Here is a 15,668-nt window from a genome sequence, read left to right on the forward strand (position 1 = left end):
TTAGAAATTTTTAACTGACAAGTTCGAATAAATAAAAGTACTAATTATATAAAGATGCCTTACCATATTTGATGTCTATAAAATTATCATTTAATTCGTATTTTCGTTTGGAAGAAAAACTCAGTTTCAGTTCCCAAACACGACAAAATTAAAGGTTTCATGTTATCTTAAAAAAAACACTATGAAACGATATAAAAATACTGAAAGGCTTGGTGTAAATGCCGTTGAAAAAATATTTCTTGACTACGGATGGATTCCTAGAGATATACTTCAAACCGATGTCGGTATTGATATGGAGGTTGAAATCTGTGAAAATGATGAACCAACTGGTCAATTAATAGGAGTCCAAATAAAATCCGGAAAAAGTTATTTCAAAGAAAATCGTTTTGGAGAAATTACATATGATGGTGATCCGGTACATCTTAAGTATTGGTTAAAACATTCTCTGCCTATTATTCTTGTTTTGCACAACCCCGAAACAGGACATACTCTTTGGGAAAAAATTATTGAAGAAAAAATTCAATATACTAAAAGTAGATGGAAAATTGATATTCCAAAATCTCAACGTTTAAATCAAGAAGCTTTATTCGAAATCAAAAGTTATAATAGACTTCCCATATACTTTCAAAGGCTGCAAAGATTGGCCATCCACAAAAATTTAATATCAAAAATTAATCGTGGAAAATATTTAATTCTTGAAATTGAAGAATGGGTTAACAAACTAAGTGGTAAAGCAAAAATCACTCTGAAAAAGGTAAATAAAAACGGAAAAGATATTACTTTAAGTGAAGGTTATTTTTTTCATTTTCATGGACCAGAAAGTTTAAAAACATTGTATCCCTGGGCAGAATTTCAAATTGACGATGATCACTACTATGATTCCGATTATGAAGATTTTCAAAACAACTATGGAATTTGGGATTCCGAAGAGAAAGTATATATAACCTCAAAAGCTGATTTTATAGAGTATCGAGAAAACTTATCAAAATTTAGGGGCATGGATGATGCCAGTGGTGAAATCAAATTTTATAGACTGGAAATCAATTTAAATGAGCTAGGACAATCCTTTATAACTTTGAACAATTATCTTGAAAATGGAATACAATTTAAACTGGAAATTTAGACGAAATATAATATTCTTAAGATGCAAGTGAAACATGACTGTAATAAAGTAATTATATTTTGTTCATTAATTTTATAACAGTCAAGAAGAACAATTTATGCAAACAAATTATTCAAATATTAAATTCTATGAATGTTATAATTTTAACTAGGCAGGAATTATATGAAAAACTTATGTTGATCTGAGCCAAAGAGTTTAACCTATCTGATAATGGTTTCAGGAAAATTTACAAAAACATGATATTCCTACACCTTTAATGGGGGTACTGGCAGAAAATTTAATATGGTAAAAAGACCTCTATCATAAATTTGCCTAAAAAAAATAACGAAGAACAGGAAATAATAAGTAATGGTACCCAACAATTAACAACTGGCAGACAGAATGTGCAAGACTTATAATAAGATTGGTTCACTGACGACTTTAAAATTACATTTAGAGCAAAACAATATCTATGACTTTAAGTCATTAAAAGAGGTTATTGATTTTCAAAAATCATATACAATTTTACGACAGCAATTAATTTCTCATCACGAAAATCTGATTGGGCAAGAAAAAAACATCCTCAATATAGATTTGCCAAATTTAGACACAGCAATCGAAACACAAAGACAGCAATCGATCCAAATATTGACAAATGAAATTGATAAGCTGAAACAAAAACTGAATATTTCAACAAGCAATGCTTCAACAAACTTTTTTCGGAAACTAGTCCGTAGTTTAAAATATTGGAACTATAAAAGAAAAATTAAACGCAAAGAAAATAATTTTGAAATTATAGTAAAAATGTCAATAAGCAAACTTGTTGAAGACTACGAGATCAAAAACAATCGCTATCAATTTATAACTTCACATTTTAATGAAGCAGTAAGACAAAGTGCTCTATATCCTTTATCAGAACTTGAAAGAAAAAAAACAAAAATAGATGAACATAACAGTTTCATTTATGGTGCGTTAGGAGAACAAAAAGTAGTCAAGACATTAGAAGAAACCCTATCTGACGAATATTTTTTGATTAATGATTTTGCAGTTTCATTTTCACCTGCAATCTATAATAGAAATGAAAATGATTACATAAAGTCCGTTCAAATTGACCATATACTTGTAGGGCCATCGGGAATATTTCTTATTGAGACAAAAAATTGGAGTGAAAAATCATTGGAAAATTTAAGCTTACGTTCACCTGTAGAACAAATTAAGAGGACGAACTTTGCATTATTTTATCTACTAAATAATGAGATGAGTAATTATCATTTACGTTTAGACAAGCATCATTGGGGTGACAAAAAAATACCAATCAAAAATCTAATTGTTTTGATTAATACAAAACCAAAAGAGGAGTTTCAGTATGTGAAGATTTTGACTGTCAATGAGCTTCTTGGTTATGTAAATTATTTTAAACCAATTTTCTCATATTCTGAGACAAAGAGAATTACTGAAATGATTTTACGGATGAATGAATGAATGAATGAATGAATGAGACGAAATAAAAAATAGAAATCTTACTGACTGTAAGGTTTTGCATCAGGCGGGCTGAAGTGCAAAATTCAATAACCGTTTTTCAATTGAATCTTAATAATATCGGCTTTTGTGCTTCGATTTCCTCCTCAAAAGCAAAGTGCAAAAGGTTCTATCTTTTCTCCTACGCTTTTAATTTTTCCATGTAAATTAGCTTACAACGTTGTACTTAAGTTAGCCTAGAGTGTTACGTAAATTAGCCTACCGTGCAAGGATATAAAACAAATCAAGCTAGAAGTAGCGTTTTCATACTAATTTTTCAATTAAAAAAAACTGATCCACAGACCCAAAATAGATTTAGAATTTGACTTGTCAAATTCTAAATAAAATTTATTTTTTAATAGACCATTTCATTTTTTGAATACGATCAGAAAGAAATAGTAAAGTTTCAAGAACTTTATTTTCATCAGGAAGATTACCCGTTACCAATTCTTTAAAAGAAGTTGAGTAAACTTTTTTTACTTGATTCCACACAATAGAAGTCTTGCTAAAAATAAGGGCATCTTTTGGATGCTCATAAAGCCAGTTTTTATCATTAGGAATAGCCTTATCATCATCCATTCCTACTTGCAGAAGCATACTGTCAAATTCTTGGGAAGCTGCAAAATCCTGTATTTCTTTAAGCTGCAATAGCTGATGCAGATCATAAGTATGGCGAACCTTTTTAGATAAATCTTCCAGCGGATTCTCCGTATAAGAAAAACGAACAAGACTGATGATTTTCTCGCAGAAAGTCCGCTCTACAGCCAAAGTCTTAACCTCGAAATCTTCCAGACCAAATTGAGCAATCAACTCAGAGTTTGGGATAGTTTTAATATAATCAGCAATAAGAGTGCAGATAGATCTTGTCTCATTAGGTTTAAAATTACCCAAATGTGAAACCTCTACAGTAATATGTTCTCTAACCTGCCCGTAATCACCGGACATTCCAATTTTTGGATATGAATAAACTATTTTTCTTAAACTTCCGCCTTTACTGGTATTGGAATCGCCTAAAACTTCTTTCAAAATAGATTCATCAACAATAGTTGTTATCTCTTTTAATTTTCTTTTTAAATCATTTCCTGTATCACTGTCCTGTTTTACAACTACCAGATCAATATCTTCAGAGAATCTCTCGATAATCTTATAACATTTCGAAAGCGATGTTCCGCCTTTAAATACAATTCCTTCTTTTGCCTTCGAGTGAAATAATTCGGATAATGCATAAGTAACCCAGTAATCTTTTTCGATGAAAATCTCCGGAATTGAAAAATAATCCGCCGCCGCTATAATAGCACCTTCAAAATTGTCTTTGTCTAAATGTAAATTCATTATGATATATTCCAGGATTGAGCAGTTGGAAGTAATGTAGCACTAAATCCATATTGGTAACGACTAGCAGGATTTATGGACTTCTTAAGCTTTTTTAAATTATCGCAATCAGTATTATCTTCTAAAAGAGCACCAAGTAAGGCCCTTACTTTTGGAGGATAAGAAATTCCGTAAGTAACTAACTTTTTCATCTCACTATTCTTTAAATTACGTATCGCTTTTTTTAAATAAGCAAGTCCGTCTTTTTTTTGTAAATCAGGTATCGTATTAAAATCTTTCATAACATCCAAAATTTCCAGATAACGGATACTTTCCGAAGTTACCTTTACATAACTCTTGGCCGGTTTAATAAATAAATTACCTATTTTGCCTTTTACTTGTCGATCAAGGGAAGCGATACGAATAGATTTCGGCACCTGAGTAGTAAGCCCCAGTCTGTTATAGAGTCTTGTCCCTGTAACATAAGCTGTTTGCTTATTATTATCAAATAAATACAACCCAAGCAACACATCTTCTCTTGGTTTTTGTTCACCAAATACAGATACCTTCGGCTTGTAATAATATCCTTTTCTTGCTCTTCTAATAACTCCTTTTTCTTTTAATCTACTAAGTGCTTTAGCACCTGCTAAAACTTCATTAGAAGCAAGTCCCAGAGTATCATATCCAAACACCTCTCCTGGAGCTATTTGTTTTATCTTACGTTCTATTTTATCTGTTACCTTCATAATCATCTACAAAGATAAGTAATATATATTAAATGTCAAGTTTTTTCCATCATATACTTGACAAGTAGCTCTTGCATCTATTTTTTCAGCTGTTCTTTTAATTCCTCCTGCTAAACATAACTTTTAATTCATCTTACTACCTCATTTTTATTTTATAGCCCAATAACCAATTACAGCAAGATTTTTTATTTTCTTCTATTATCATCTAAAAACAACTCATTATATAATACCTTATCCAAGATGAAATTCAGCTTTTTTTCTAGGCTATCTCAAAAATTTTCACCAAATTTACTACGTATTTATACACTAAAATTTCATGAGTGACCTATTGGTAACCCAGTTCTTAAAGACAATTGCGAAGTCCCATTTTAATTGGGAAAAACATAAAGGTTCAGGAGCCTCTTTCTCCGCCATGTAAAGTCCTAAAAGTAACTTTAAAAAACAAAAAGCCTTTAAACAATCATGTTTAAAGGCTTTTTCATTTAGAATGGTATCGAACCCTGTCTGAAAAACAGTTACCTTTTTAGGGATCAACATGAAAACCTATGGAGCAGTAAAAATTAAGCATTAATATTAGTAAGCAATGAAATTATGATACGAAGTCTGTTGAAAAAGTAAGTTCTTTATTTGCTTCCATTTCAGTTTTCAGCGAATCAATCTTATAATTCGCAAATCCATAAGCATCCGAACCTGTAAGTAAACGAAGCGGCGGGTCGGGATTCTGAGATATTTTTATAATTAAATCGGCTACTTTGTCCGGATCACCCAGCTGTTTACCTGGAAGATCATTTTGATGGGCGTTTACACCTTCACGAATACTTGTATAATCTTCAATAGGATTTTTTGAAGCAATTAGTGAAGAACTATTTAAAAAGTTCGTGCGTACATAGCCCGGTTCTATCAAAGTCACATTAATTCCAAAAGGTTCCACTTCTTGCGCAAGGGCTTCAGAAATACCTTCAACAGCAAATTTGGTACCGCAGTAAACTCCCCACCCTGCACCGGCAATTAGACCAAAAACAGAAGATAGATTGATAATGTGGCCAAATTTTGCTATTCGCATGTAAGGTAAAATGGCTCTGGTAACATTTAATAACCCAAAGACATTAACATCAAAATTGGCACGAACTTCTGCATCAGAGCTTTCTTCTATTCCTCCAATTAAACCATAACCAGCATTGTTAACTACATAATCTATAGAACCAAAATGTTCTATAGTTGTACTTACTGCTTTTTTTACACTTTCTTCGTCAATTAAATTGACCTCTAAAGGCAAAAACTGAGTAGACGAAATACCTACTGCACTTTTAAGCGATACTTTATTTCGGGCTGTAGCAGCAACATTAAATCCTTGTGCCAATAGTTGTTTCACTAAAATAAGGCCAATTCCCTGAGAAGTTCCTGTAACAAACCATGTTTTATTTTCATTTTTCATAATCTTTTTTTTAAGTTTCTATTCAAGGTGCTTTTCAAACTTGTTTATTGATGTTACTTTATAAAAGGATAATCTGTATAACCTCTTGCTGTACCACCTCCAAATAAAGTATGATTGTCTGAAATTTTATTTAAGCTCAAATTTTGTTTTACTTTAGCAGGATAGTCCGGATTGGTTAAAAAATTTCTTCCAAATCCAATTAAATCGACCAAATTTTCCTGAAGTAATTGCTCCGCTTCTTCAGGAGTTTTATTACCTGTGGCAATAATGGTATTTTTAAATGTATCTCTAAGCTTAATTCTAAAATCAATTGGAATTTGTGGTGCATCATCCCAATCAGCCTCACAAAGATGTACATAAGCAACATCGAGTTTGTTCAATTCTTCTGCAGCAAGCATTATAGTTTGCAAAATCTCAGGATCGTTCATATCCTTAAAGCTGATGAATGGAGAGAGTCTTATTCCTGTTTTTTCTTTTCCGATTGCATTGGCGGTTGCTTTTGAAATTTCAATCAATAAACGAATTCTATTTACTTTTGTTCCGCCATATTCATCTGTTCTTGTATTGCTATTGCTTCGTAAAAACTGATCGATCAAATAACCGTTTGCTCCGTGAATTTCTACACCATCAAATCCGGCTTCAATAGCATTTATAGCACCTTGTACAAATTCTTTAATTACAGTATCAATATCGGTTTTGCTCATTTCTCTAGGCTCATCTACCGGAACAAAAGTTGCATCTCCGTTTGAAGCACCATCAAATATGTAAACGTTGGTATTTTGAGCAGTTAATGCAGAAGGAGCTATAGGCTGTAATCCGTTGACTTTTGAACTGCTTACCCTGCCAACATGCCATAACTGCAAAAATATTTTACTTCCCTTTTTATGTACTGCATTTGTTACTAATTTCCAGCCTTCTATTTGCTGCTGGCTATAAATTCCAGGTGTTTTTGCATAACCTTTTCCTTGTAAAGAAATTTGGGTTGCTTCTGTAATTATAATTCCGGCCGTACTTCGCTGAGCATAATACTCTGCCATTAAAGCATTTGGAATATCGTCAGGCTGTGAAGCTCTTGAGCGCGTCATTGGAGCCATTAAAAAACGGTTTTCTAAATGATATCCGCTTAACTCGTATTGCTGAAATAATTTCTGATACTTCATCTTAATTGTTATTTTATTAAGGAAAATGTGTGATTCTAATTCTAAAAAGCAAATAATTAACTACTATTAATTGTCTCACTATTAAGCACTTTTTATTGAAATGCTTTTTTAATAATTAAAGTTTCTTCGTAAAGTGAATCCTAAAATGATAGTCCAGAATCATGCCCAAGAATTAACTCATTGATTTCTAACAACTTATTTGATTATTGTTATTGTTTTTTCAGCTGTATTTCGTTGTTAAACGAATAAAAGTCACGACATATCGAAAGTGTGATCAGCTTCAATAGAGTCATTGACAAAGTCTTTATATTCAAAAACATCTTGGCGTCAGTTAGTTATAGCAATTTATTTAAAAAAAATTGGCTAACGATTTCATAAAGCAAGAAACTTAGTTTTTCGTTTAAAGAATTAAAAGCAAAATGTTCTAACCTTTCGATATTGTTATTCAATTTTACTTATAAATACTGCTTAAAGTTTTAATATTTATTTTTGCAGGTATCAGATAACATATTACTTTTATAACATATCTTTTTGCACTCTTGAAAAATCAAAACCAAAATATTCAGCAATTTGAACTTTCGCCTTATGCAAAGGCAGGAATTATTATTGCGAATATGGAGGATCGGGAAGTTGAAGAACACGATATCTCAAAACCGCACAGGGATAATCATTGTCAATTAATGTTGGCTGTAAGTGGAGAATTTAAATTAAATATTGATTTTGAAAACGTCGAATTTACTGCCCCTGCTTTACTTTGCATATTCCCCGAAGAAGTACATCACATTCTGGAGGTAAAAGATCCAAAAGGCTGGATGATAAGTTTTGATCCCTCACTGGCAAGTAAAGAAGTACTACAGCTACTGGACAACAAGATCCATAATCCTTTTTTACTTCGGCAAGAATCTAATTTTTACCATCAGCTTACTATCCTCATTGATCTAATTGAAAAAATACAGTTAGAAAACACAAATACCTTTAGCAAAAAAAGCATGCATTCGTTGCTCAATGGCCTTTTAAGCTTAATTGCCGGAGAAATCGTTAGTAATGCATCCGTTGACAAAACAAAAGAAAATAGAAGTATTATAATTAAGGAAACTTTTATTAAGCTAACAAAGGAGCATTTCAAAACCTGGAAACAGCCCGCACAATATGCTTTGGCACTTTCTATTTCTGTTGCTCACTTAAACGATACTGTAAAAGCACTAACAGGAAGTCCCGTATCTGTTCATATCCAGGAAGCCTGCATTATGGAAGCTAAAAGATTATTGTACTTTACAGATAATAGCGTCAAGGAAATTGCTTATGAAGTGGGCTACGATGAACCTGTTTATTTTGGAAAACTTTTTAAAAAGGTAACAAGCCTTACTCCTCTTGAATTTCGTAAAAAATTCCGTGATTAGAACTATCCTTCCCACCATTCAAACTACATTACGAATCATCCTGTAGCCTAGTTTTGCATTGTAATTAATAATCAATTGACATGCAAAACGAAATCAACATCCCAATCATACTTGATGCAGTACGAAAAGTAGGGAACGTCTTTTTAAAAGACTACAAGCAAAATAACATACCTCAAAGTATGGATGAACTCTTGAAACAATTAGAAGATATAGATACTTTGTGTCTGTCGTCTTTAAAAGACGATTTATCCCCGGAGTTTCCAAACATACCTTGGCATATTGGCGACGAGTTTGATACTAATTCGCAAAGAAATCCTGCTCAACATCAAGAGTATTGGCTTTGTGATGCTATGGATGGCGCTATACAATATCTTCAACATATTGCAGGATGGACAGTGAATCTGGCACTTATTCGTGACGGGAAACCATACTTTTCTGTAATTTATGATCCCTTGGCCAATGAAATATTTTGGGCAAAAGATGGTAAAGGCGCTTTTATGAATGGTAAACCACTTGAAACTAGTCGCAAAACAGATTTGGCAGTTATGCTGGCTGTTTTTGAATATGGTCATCAGGATAAATCTAACAATACTTTAAATGAGAAAATTGGTTCTACAGTAACCAAACTACTTGATAACTTTGGAATAGTTAGAAATTATGGGCCACACGGATTGCAATTGGCTTATGTTGGTGCAGGGAGAATTGATTTGTTTATCGAGGAAGATATTGATACTTATAATTGGATTGCAGGATTGCTTATCGCCAAAGAAGCCGGAGCCCAAATCCTGACCACAAATGGAAGTCCCTGGCAATGGGGAAGCGAAAGTTTGCTGGTTGCGCCAAAGGAAGTTACTGAAAAATATCTTCAAATAAAATCAAAGAACTAATATGAAAATAGCAATTATAGGTGCCGGCGCCGGAATTGGATTACAGTCCGTAGCGCAAGCCCTCAAAAAAGGACATACCGTAACGGCATTATCGACACATACAGATCAGATTCAAAATCATCCCAGACTGATTAAAATAAATGGTAGTGCAACATCAGCAATAGACTTAAAGCTAGCAATAAAAGATTCTGATGCTGTGCTTATAACCGTGGGAACAAAAAATAAAAAAGCCACTACTTTATTTTCTGATATTGCCAAAACACTTTTAAGCGTTACTGACGACTTAAACTTTTTGGCACCAGTTCTTGTGGTTACAGGTTTTGGAGCTGGAGAAAGTAAAAATTATCTAAGTTTTTTTATGCGAATGGTAATTTCGTTATTTCTAAAAGAACAATATATCGATAAAACGATTATGGAAAAATTGATTACGAATAGTGCCTTAAAATGGGAAATTATAAGACCTGGTATGCTTACAAACAGAAATGCTACTCAAGTATACAAAGCAATACCTGAACTTAAAAAAGGCATGAAAGTTGGAAAAATATCAAGGACCGATGTTGCTCAGTTCTTAATTAATGAAGCCGAAAACCCCGGAATGCTTTATCAATATGTTGCACTAACAAACTAATTGATAAAAAAATAGTAACAACATTAGTGCTGTTACTATTTTTTATGGGCATTATTATTTAAGCTATAGCGATTTACTTTTAAAAACGGTTAACTTTTCTCTTGTCATTTCATTTATGGTATAAGAGATTCCTCCCATTCCTAAACCTGAAGAGTCTCTGCCTCCAAACGGCATCCAATCGACTCTAAATGCAGTATTGTCATTAATCATAACGGCAGTAGCATTTAGTTTTTTTGCAACTCCTAAAGCAATATCTATATTTTTTGTAAAAACTGCGGCCTGAAAGTGAACCTCTAAAGCATTTGCTTTTTTTATTGCTTCTTCTCTATCTTTAAAAGGATAAATACACACCACAGGACCAAAAATTTCATTAGTTGATACTTTAGAACTCTCTGAAGGATTAAGCAAAATTGTAGGCTGGAAACAGGTATCAGAAATTCTTTTTCCGCCTGTAATTAATTTAGCACCATCTTGAATCGCTTCATTAACCCACTCCTCTACACGGTTAACTTCTTTGGGTGTAATAAGCGACCCTACATCTGTCATTTTATCAAACGGATTGCCTACAATTAATTTTTGGGTTGCCTCAGAAAACTGTTCTGTAAAACGGTCGCAAATTTCCTGATTCACATAAATTTTCTGAACTGAAACGCAAACCTGACCAGCGTGATAAAAACCACCTTTTACCAAATCCGGAATCATTTCGCTAAAATCAGCATCGCTTTCTACAATTACAGGTGCCGCACCACCGTGTTCTAATGCACATCTGGTTCCCGGAGGCAATTTGCTTTTTAAAGACCATCCTACTTTGGCTGAACCTATAAAAGAGAAAAAATGAACTCTGGCATCTGTAACTAATAGTTCTGCCGTTTCATTATCACATAAAACCACCTGTAGCCATCCCGAAGGTAAACCAGCTTCTTTTAAAACATCTGCCAGTGCCAAACCGGATAATGGCGTATTGCTTGATGGTTTGAATATTACCGGACAACCCGCAGCGACAGCAGTTGCGATTTGATGCACCGCTAAATTTAACGGATGATTAAAAGCACTAACGGCAACAACAACTCCAATAGGTTCTTTTGAAGTAAAAGCAATCCTGTTTAAAGAAGCCTCAGTGAGTCCCATAGGAATCTGCTCTCCTTTTATTTGTGATACATGTTCTGCTGCTAATTTTACTCCTTTAATCGCTCTTAGTATTTCTGCTTTTGAATCCTTATATGGTTTTCCTCCTTCGCTTATAGCTATATGTATTAATTCTTCGCTTCTATCATTCATAATCGAAGCTGCTTTTTCTAATATTTCGATTCTTTTAAAAGCGGGAATCCAATTAGATGGATCACCAAATAATTTTTGAGCTGTATTAAGAACTTTTTCAATATCATTTTTATCAATCAACGGTAACTCTTTTATTGAGCTCTGATCGTATGGGAATACTATTTTTGTGGTCTTTTCCATAATATTTTCTTTTTAATATGCGAGATTAAAAAACCAAGCCACTACTATTTGAAGTCATTTATACCTGATTTGTTCCTTAAATTTAGTTTAAATTATCGATGATTACAACCTCTTATTACACAATATTAACAATTAATAATTTAGAGGCGTTGCCAAAACAATTTCTCTTTTTTCTAATAAAGGAACAATTTTTCCTAAAACTAATTCTTGAAAATGTGTTGAATCTCGATGTGCTCCTACAGCAGATTCATTCGTATAGCCTTCAAATAATAATATTGTATTTAAATCTGAATTACTCTGATGAATTTTATAAAACAGGTTTCCGTTCTCTTTGACACTTTCATCGTGCACCTTTTTTAGTAAATTTAGAACGTTGTCAATCTGACCTTCTTTAACTGTCCATGTAGCAAAAACATGAACCGGATTTTGATTTTCCATGTTGATTTTTTTTTTAATTATAATATATTAAGTTTCTATTTTCCGGGAGAGTCCCACTGTCTAAAAAATATATTGACCTTCGTCATGATTCTTGAGAAGGTCAATATAATAAGACTATTATTTTTTGGAAGTTTCTAAGATAGAAATCATTTTTTCTGCAACTCCTTTTGCCGAAGCAGGATTTTGACCTGTAACCAGATTACCATCTGCAATACTGTGTGTCGACCATATTGCCGCAGCATGAAATTTTGCTCCCTGTTTTGTTAATGCTGTTTCAAGTAAAAATGGCACATCGGCTATAGCGTAACCTCTCTCTTCTTCATCTGTAAAAGAAGTAATATTTTTATCCTTTACCAGATAAGAACCATTGCTCAATTTTACATTCAATAAAGATACAGGACCGTGACACACTGCTCCTACAACAGCATTTCGTTCATAAGTTTCTTTGATAACTTTTTTAAGAAGCTCATTTTCCGGCATATCAACCATTGGCGCTAAACCACCTGGTACAAAAATAGCATCATATTTACGAACATCAACATCTGATAATTTAACGGCTTTTTGCATACTCTCCCATCCTTTTCCTATCAAAAAAGCAAGGTTTTGAGGATCGTTGGCCAAATTAAGAGCATCCAAATAAGGCGTATCTCCTGTTAAACTAGCAAAGTCTATTTGATAATTTGCTTTTTCAAATTCGGCATAAGGGTGTGCTACTTCAGGAAGAAAAATCCCTGTTCTTCTGTTATTTGGTCCAATTGCATTGGCATTAGATACAATAATTAAAATTTTCTTGTTCATTTTTGTTTCGCTTTTAAGGGTTGTTTTTTGTTTTGCTAAAGTGCTTTCTTTTTGATTTTGTGCATAAGAAGAAAAAAAGGCAAGTGCCATTGTTGCAATCATAATTCTTTTCATTTCTATAAATTTTAGGTTGTTAATTATTTATAGGGCAAATTTATGCCAGCTCTCCTCCTCAATACGAGGAGCAAAGTCACAAAAAAAGTGTGACGAGAATCACACTTTGAGAATTATAGATATCTATTATTTGTTGTTAGAGTACAACCTGCTTAGCGTTTCACGGCTCACCCCAAGATATTCTGCTATATATTTCTTAGGAATCTTTTGCATGAGATTAGGATAAAGATCTGCAAACTCTTTATAGCGTTGTTGCGGATTATTAGAAAGCAATGAAATAACCCTTTGCTGAAGAGCAATATAACCTTTGGTGAGTTTTACTCTAAAAAAATGCTCCATTTTATGAAGCACAACAGACAGTTTCTCCCTGCCCTCAAGTGTAAGACATAACACCTCGCCTGCCTCCATGCAGACTACATACATGTTTGCCGGCTTTTGATTAAAATAAGAAATATAATCAGACATCCACCAATTTTCTGTGGCAAATTGCACAATATGCTCTTTTCCGTCTTCATCAAGATAAAAAACTCTAAAAATACCACTCATAATAATATATTCATACTTAGCATCATCTCCCTGCTGGATTAGATATTGATTCTTTAATACCTTTCTTATCGTAAAAAAGGGTTTGATAGAGTCAAATTCTTCATCTGTAACAGGTATGATTTCTTCAATATGTTTTCTAAGCTTTTCCATAGTTTGTTTTACCTTTTCAAAGATAGAAGATTTATTGTTGTTTGAGAATATTCAACAAACAAACATATATTTAAAAAACCTTTATTCATTTGTAAACACAGATTTCTTATCTTGTAATTCATTAAATACAAAAAGATTATGGAAGAATCTATTCTCATAAGAATTGCAAATCCTGATGATATAAACGGAATAATTAAACTTCAAGCAGAGAATCAAGCTTCTCAGGGTGGAACTTTATCGGGAGAATTAACATTTGCCCAAATTCAGGAAATGATGACAGATATGCCTCAGATCGTCGCCGTTATTAATAATGAAATTGTTGGTTTTTTGATGACTACCTCCAAAATTGTCAATAAAAAAAGTAAAGTTCCAATTGTAGATACCATGTCTGCATCTTACGAAGGTGCTAGTGATTCCTATATCTATGGTCCTATTTGTGTGAATCAAAATCAACGTAGAAAAGGACTGGCACAACTTATGTTTCAAGAACTTTTGGCTTTAGAACCTAATCGGGAAGGAATTTTATGTGTTAAAAGTGATAACATAGCTTCTTTGAAAGCTCATGAAAAAATGGGGATGCACAAAGTAAGCAGTTTTCATTTTAATAAATCTAATTTTCTTGTATTTTCTTTTTTATTTCCTTAGTAAAAAATAAAAGTTAAACTAAATCTCAACTTTATAAACAAACTCACAACTAACCCTAAAACAAAACAAATGCGATATTTATACATTTCTATACTTACTTTGTTAACTATTTCCTGTAAAAATGATAGCAAGTCATCAGTACTTTCAGATTATTTTACCTACCAACAAAATGACAATGTAGAATCTGCAGGTGTCAAAATGATTCCAATAAAAACACCTGCTGGGGAGTTTAAGGTCTGGACAAAGCGATTTGGTAATAATCCGAAAATAAAAGTCTTATTATTACACGGAGGTCCCGCCATGACACATGAATATATGGAATGTTTTGAAACGTTTTTTCAACGAGAAGGCTTCGAATTTTATGAATACGATCAATTGGGATCTTATTACAGCGATCAGCCAAAAGATAGTAGTTTATGGACCACAAAACGTTTTGTTGAAGAAGTAGAACAAGTTCGTAAAGCTATCGGTGCAGATAGTACAAATTTTTATGTTTTAGGAAATTCGTGGGGTGGAATCCTTGCTATGGAATACGCTTTAAAATATCAAAAAAACATGAAAGGTTTACTAGTTGCGAATATGATGGCTAGTGCACCAGAATATGGAAAGTACGCAGATCAAGTACTGTCTAAACAAATTAAACCGGATATTCTTAACGAAATCCGAGCGCTTGAAGCTAAAAAAGACTTTAATAATCCACGCTACATGGAGTTACTTATTCCTAATTATTATCAAAAGCATCTGTGTCGTTTAAAAGAATGGCCTGATGGACTAAATAGAGCCAGTAAACATATTAATAATGAAATCTACACACTTATGCAAGGTCCAAGCGAATTTGGTATTAGTGGTCGTCTAGCTAAATGGGATGTTAAAGATCGATTACATGAAATCATTATTCCTACTTTAATGATCGGTGCAAAATATGACACAATGGATCCCAAAGCTATGGAAGAACAAAGTAAATTAGTCAAAAAAGGACGTTATTTATACTGTCCAAACGGAAGTCATTTGGCTATGTGGGACGATCAAAAAGTTTTTATGGAGGGCGTAATACGATTTATAAATGATGTCAATTCAGAAAAACACTAAAATTCTATATAAATTATCTCTCGAAAGTATAATTTTTCATAAACAAAGAGATTCAGTAGATGTAATTTTTAGCCAAATTCCAACTTTTGAACATGATCCTATTAAATCTTATACTTCACAACAAACCTTAAAACACTAAAGATCAGTATTTTTAAAGTTTACAGTTTTAAAGATCAAAATTATTTCAAAAGCTTTTGTATTCTTTATGCTCAAGCAGTAAAGCAAAAAACTGTTAAAAACAAA

At 32.8% G+C, this 15,668-nt stretch carries 15 protein-coding genes; 7 read left to right on the forward strand and 8 right to left on the reverse strand.

Going from position 1 to position 15,668, the window contains the following annotated elements; all coding sequences use genetic code 11:
* The first annotated feature begins 181 nt into the window (after positions 1 to 181).
* Together B0A64_RS22810 and B0A64_RS22815 are read left to right on the forward strand one after the other, a co-directional pair.
* On the forward strand, positions 182 to 1,123 hold the full coding sequence (locus tag B0A64_RS22810; RefSeq protein ID WP_089481773.1) for a DUF4365 domain-containing protein: 942 nt from the start codon (positions 182 to 184) through the stop codon (positions 1,121 to 1,123).
* Between the two features lie 381 nt (positions 1,124 to 1,504).
* Complete coding sequence (locus B0A64_RS22815) at positions 1,505 to 2,584, forward strand: nuclease-related domain-containing protein (protein WP_089481774.1); 1,080 nt, start codon at positions 1,505 to 1,507, stop codon at positions 2,582 to 2,584.
* Between the two features lie 384 nt (positions 2,585 to 2,968).
* Here the strand turns inward: B0A64_RS22815 and B0A64_RS22820 are convergent, their stop codons facing one another.
* The 4 genes from B0A64_RS22820 to B0A64_RS22840 form a co-directional block, all read right to left on the reverse strand.
* A complete protein-coding gene (locus B0A64_RS22820; protein WP_089481775.1) occupies positions 2,969 to 3,952 on the reverse strand; it encodes a nucleotidyl transferase AbiEii/AbiGii toxin family protein in 984 nt (327 codons plus the stop codon).
* Entirely contained in the window at positions 3,952 to 4,677 is a 726-nt protein-coding gene (locus B0A64_RS22825; RefSeq protein WP_089481787.1) for a DUF6088 family protein, read from the reverse strand. The genes B0A64_RS22820 and B0A64_RS22825 overlap by 1 nt, the downstream gene beginning before the upstream one ends.
* Before the next feature lie 589 nt (positions 4,678 to 5,266).
* On the reverse strand, positions 5,267 to 6,112 hold the full coding sequence (locus B0A64_RS22835; RefSeq protein ID WP_089481777.1) for an oxidoreductase: 846 nt from the start codon (positions 6,110 to 6,112) through the stop codon (positions 5,267 to 5,269).
* A 53-nt stretch (positions 6,113 to 6,165) separates the two neighbouring features.
* A complete protein-coding gene (locus B0A64_RS22840) occupies positions 6,166 to 7,272 on the reverse strand; it encodes an alkene reductase (protein WP_089481778.1) in 1,107 nt (368 codons plus the stop codon).
* Between the two features lie 539 nt (positions 7,273 to 7,811).
* On the opposite strand from B0A64_RS22840, the gene B0A64_RS25740 reads away from it, so the two are divergent.
* The 3 genes from B0A64_RS25740 (at position 7,812) to B0A64_RS22855 (ending at position 10,187) form a co-directional block, all read left to right on the forward strand.
* Positions 7,812 to 8,672 carry an AraC family transcriptional regulator gene (locus tag B0A64_RS25740; protein ID WP_089481779.1) on the forward strand — a complete coding sequence of 287 codons (861 nt, stop codon included), beginning with the start codon at positions 7,812 to 7,814 and terminating at the stop codon, positions 8,670 to 8,672.
* An 80-nt stretch (positions 8,673 to 8,752) separates the two neighbouring features.
* A complete protein-coding gene (locus B0A64_RS22850; RefSeq protein ID WP_089481780.1) occupies positions 8,753 to 9,559 on the forward strand; it encodes an inositol monophosphatase family protein in 807 nt (268 codons plus the stop codon).
* A gap of 1 nt (position 9,560) precedes the next feature.
* Positions 9,561 to 10,187, forward strand: a complete 627-nt coding sequence (locus B0A64_RS22855; RefSeq protein WP_089481781.1) for an NAD(P)-dependent oxidoreductase — start codon at positions 9,561 to 9,563, stop codon at positions 10,185 to 10,187.
* 63 nt (positions 10,188 to 10,250) lie between these two features.
* On the opposite strand, the gene B0A64_RS22860 is transcribed toward B0A64_RS22855, so the two are convergent.
* From B0A64_RS22860 to B0A64_RS22875, 4 genes are all read right to left on the reverse strand, one after another.
* A complete protein-coding gene (locus tag B0A64_RS22860; protein WP_089481782.1) occupies positions 10,251 to 11,645 on the reverse strand; it encodes an aldehyde dehydrogenase family protein in 1,395 nt (464 codons plus the stop codon).
* Positions 11,646 to 11,777: 132 nt separating this feature from the next.
* The gene (locus B0A64_RS22865) at positions 11,778 to 12,083 is read right to left on the reverse strand and encodes a putative quinol monooxygenase (RefSeq protein WP_089481783.1); all 306 of its coding nucleotides are present in this window, start codon (positions 12,081 to 12,083) and stop codon (positions 11,778 to 11,780) included.
* 117 nt (positions 12,084 to 12,200) lie between these two features.
* Positions 12,201 to 12,995: a type 1 glutamine amidotransferase domain-containing protein gene (locus tag B0A64_RS22870; RefSeq protein WP_208863564.1), complete on the reverse strand. Its 795-nt coding sequence runs from the start codon at positions 12,993 to 12,995 to the stop codon at positions 12,201 to 12,203.
* 126 nt (positions 12,996 to 13,121) lie between these two features.
* Complete coding sequence (locus B0A64_RS22875) at positions 13,122 to 13,691, reverse strand: Crp/Fnr family transcriptional regulator (RefSeq protein ID WP_089481784.1); 570 nt, start codon at positions 13,689 to 13,691, stop codon at positions 13,122 to 13,124.
* Between the two features lie 138 nt (positions 13,692 to 13,829).
* Here B0A64_RS22875 and B0A64_RS22880 point away from each other — a divergent pair, with 138 nt between their 5' ends.
* The gene (locus B0A64_RS22880) at positions 13,830 to 14,336 is read left to right on the forward strand and encodes a GNAT family N-acetyltransferase (protein WP_089481785.1); all 507 of its coding nucleotides are present in this window, start codon (positions 13,830 to 13,832) and stop codon (positions 14,334 to 14,336) included.
* Between the two features lie 69 nt (positions 14,337 to 14,405).
* Positions 14,406 to 15,425, forward strand: a complete 1,020-nt coding sequence (locus B0A64_RS22885; protein WP_089481786.1) for a proline iminopeptidase-family hydrolase — start codon at positions 14,406 to 14,408, stop codon at positions 15,423 to 15,425.
* The last annotated feature ends 243 nt before the right edge of the window (positions 15,426 to 15,668 follow it).

Origin of the sequence: Flavobacterium araucananum (genome assembly GCF_002222055.1) — a bacterium.
Taxonomy (GTDB): domain Bacteria; phylum Bacteroidota; class Bacteroidia; order Flavobacteriales; family Flavobacteriaceae; genus Flavobacterium; species Flavobacterium araucananum.

Bases quoted from the DNA above. Each gene is read 5' to 3' on its own strand.
- B0A64_RS22810 (WP_089481773.1), top strand. From the start codon at position 182: ATGAAACGATATAAAAATACTGAAAGGCTTGGTGTAAATGCCGTTGAA.
- B0A64_RS22815 (WP_089481774.1), top strand. From the start codon at position 1,505: ATGTGCAAGACTTATAATAAGATTGGTTCACTGACGACTTTAAAATTA.
- B0A64_RS22820 (WP_089481775.1), bottom strand. From the start codon at position 3,952: ATGAATTTACATTTAGACAAAGACAATTTTGAAGGTGCTATTATAGCG.
- B0A64_RS22825 (WP_089481787.1), bottom strand. From the start codon at position 4,677: ATGAAGGTAACAGATAAAATAGAACGTAAGATAAAACAAATAGCTCCA.
- B0A64_RS22835 (WP_089481777.1), bottom strand. From the start codon at position 6,112: ATGAAAAATGAAAATAAAACATGGTTTGTTACAGGAACTTCTCAGGGA.
- B0A64_RS22840 (WP_089481778.1), bottom strand. From the start codon at position 7,272: ATGAAGTATCAGAAATTATTTCAGCAATACGAGTTAAGCGGATATCAT.
- B0A64_RS22850 (WP_089481780.1), top strand. From the start codon at position 8,753: ATGCAAAACGAAATCAACATCCCAATCATACTTGATGCAGTACGAAAA.
- B0A64_RS22855 (WP_089481781.1), top strand. From the start codon at position 9,561: ATGAAAATAGCAATTATAGGTGCCGGCGCCGGAATTGGATTACAGTCC.
- B0A64_RS22860 (WP_089481782.1), bottom strand. From the start codon at position 11,645: ATGGAAAAGACCACAAAAATAGTATTCCCATACGATCAGAGCTCAATA.
- B0A64_RS22865 (WP_089481783.1), bottom strand. From the start codon at position 12,083: ATGGAAAATCAAAATCCGGTTCATGTTTTTGCTACATGGACAGTTAAA.
- B0A64_RS22870 (WP_208863564.1), bottom strand. From the start codon at position 12,995: ATGAAAAGAATTATGATTGCAACAATGGCACTTGCCTTTTTTTCTTCT.
- B0A64_RS22875 (WP_089481784.1), bottom strand. From the start codon at position 13,691: ATGGAAAAGCTTAGAAAACATATTGAAGAAATCATACCTGTTACAGAT.
- B0A64_RS22880 (WP_089481785.1), top strand. From the start codon at position 13,830: ATGGAAGAATCTATTCTCATAAGAATTGCAAATCCTGATGATATAAAC.
- B0A64_RS22885 (WP_089481786.1), top strand. From the start codon at position 14,406: ATGCGATATTTATACATTTCTATACTTACTTTGTTAACTATTTCCTGT.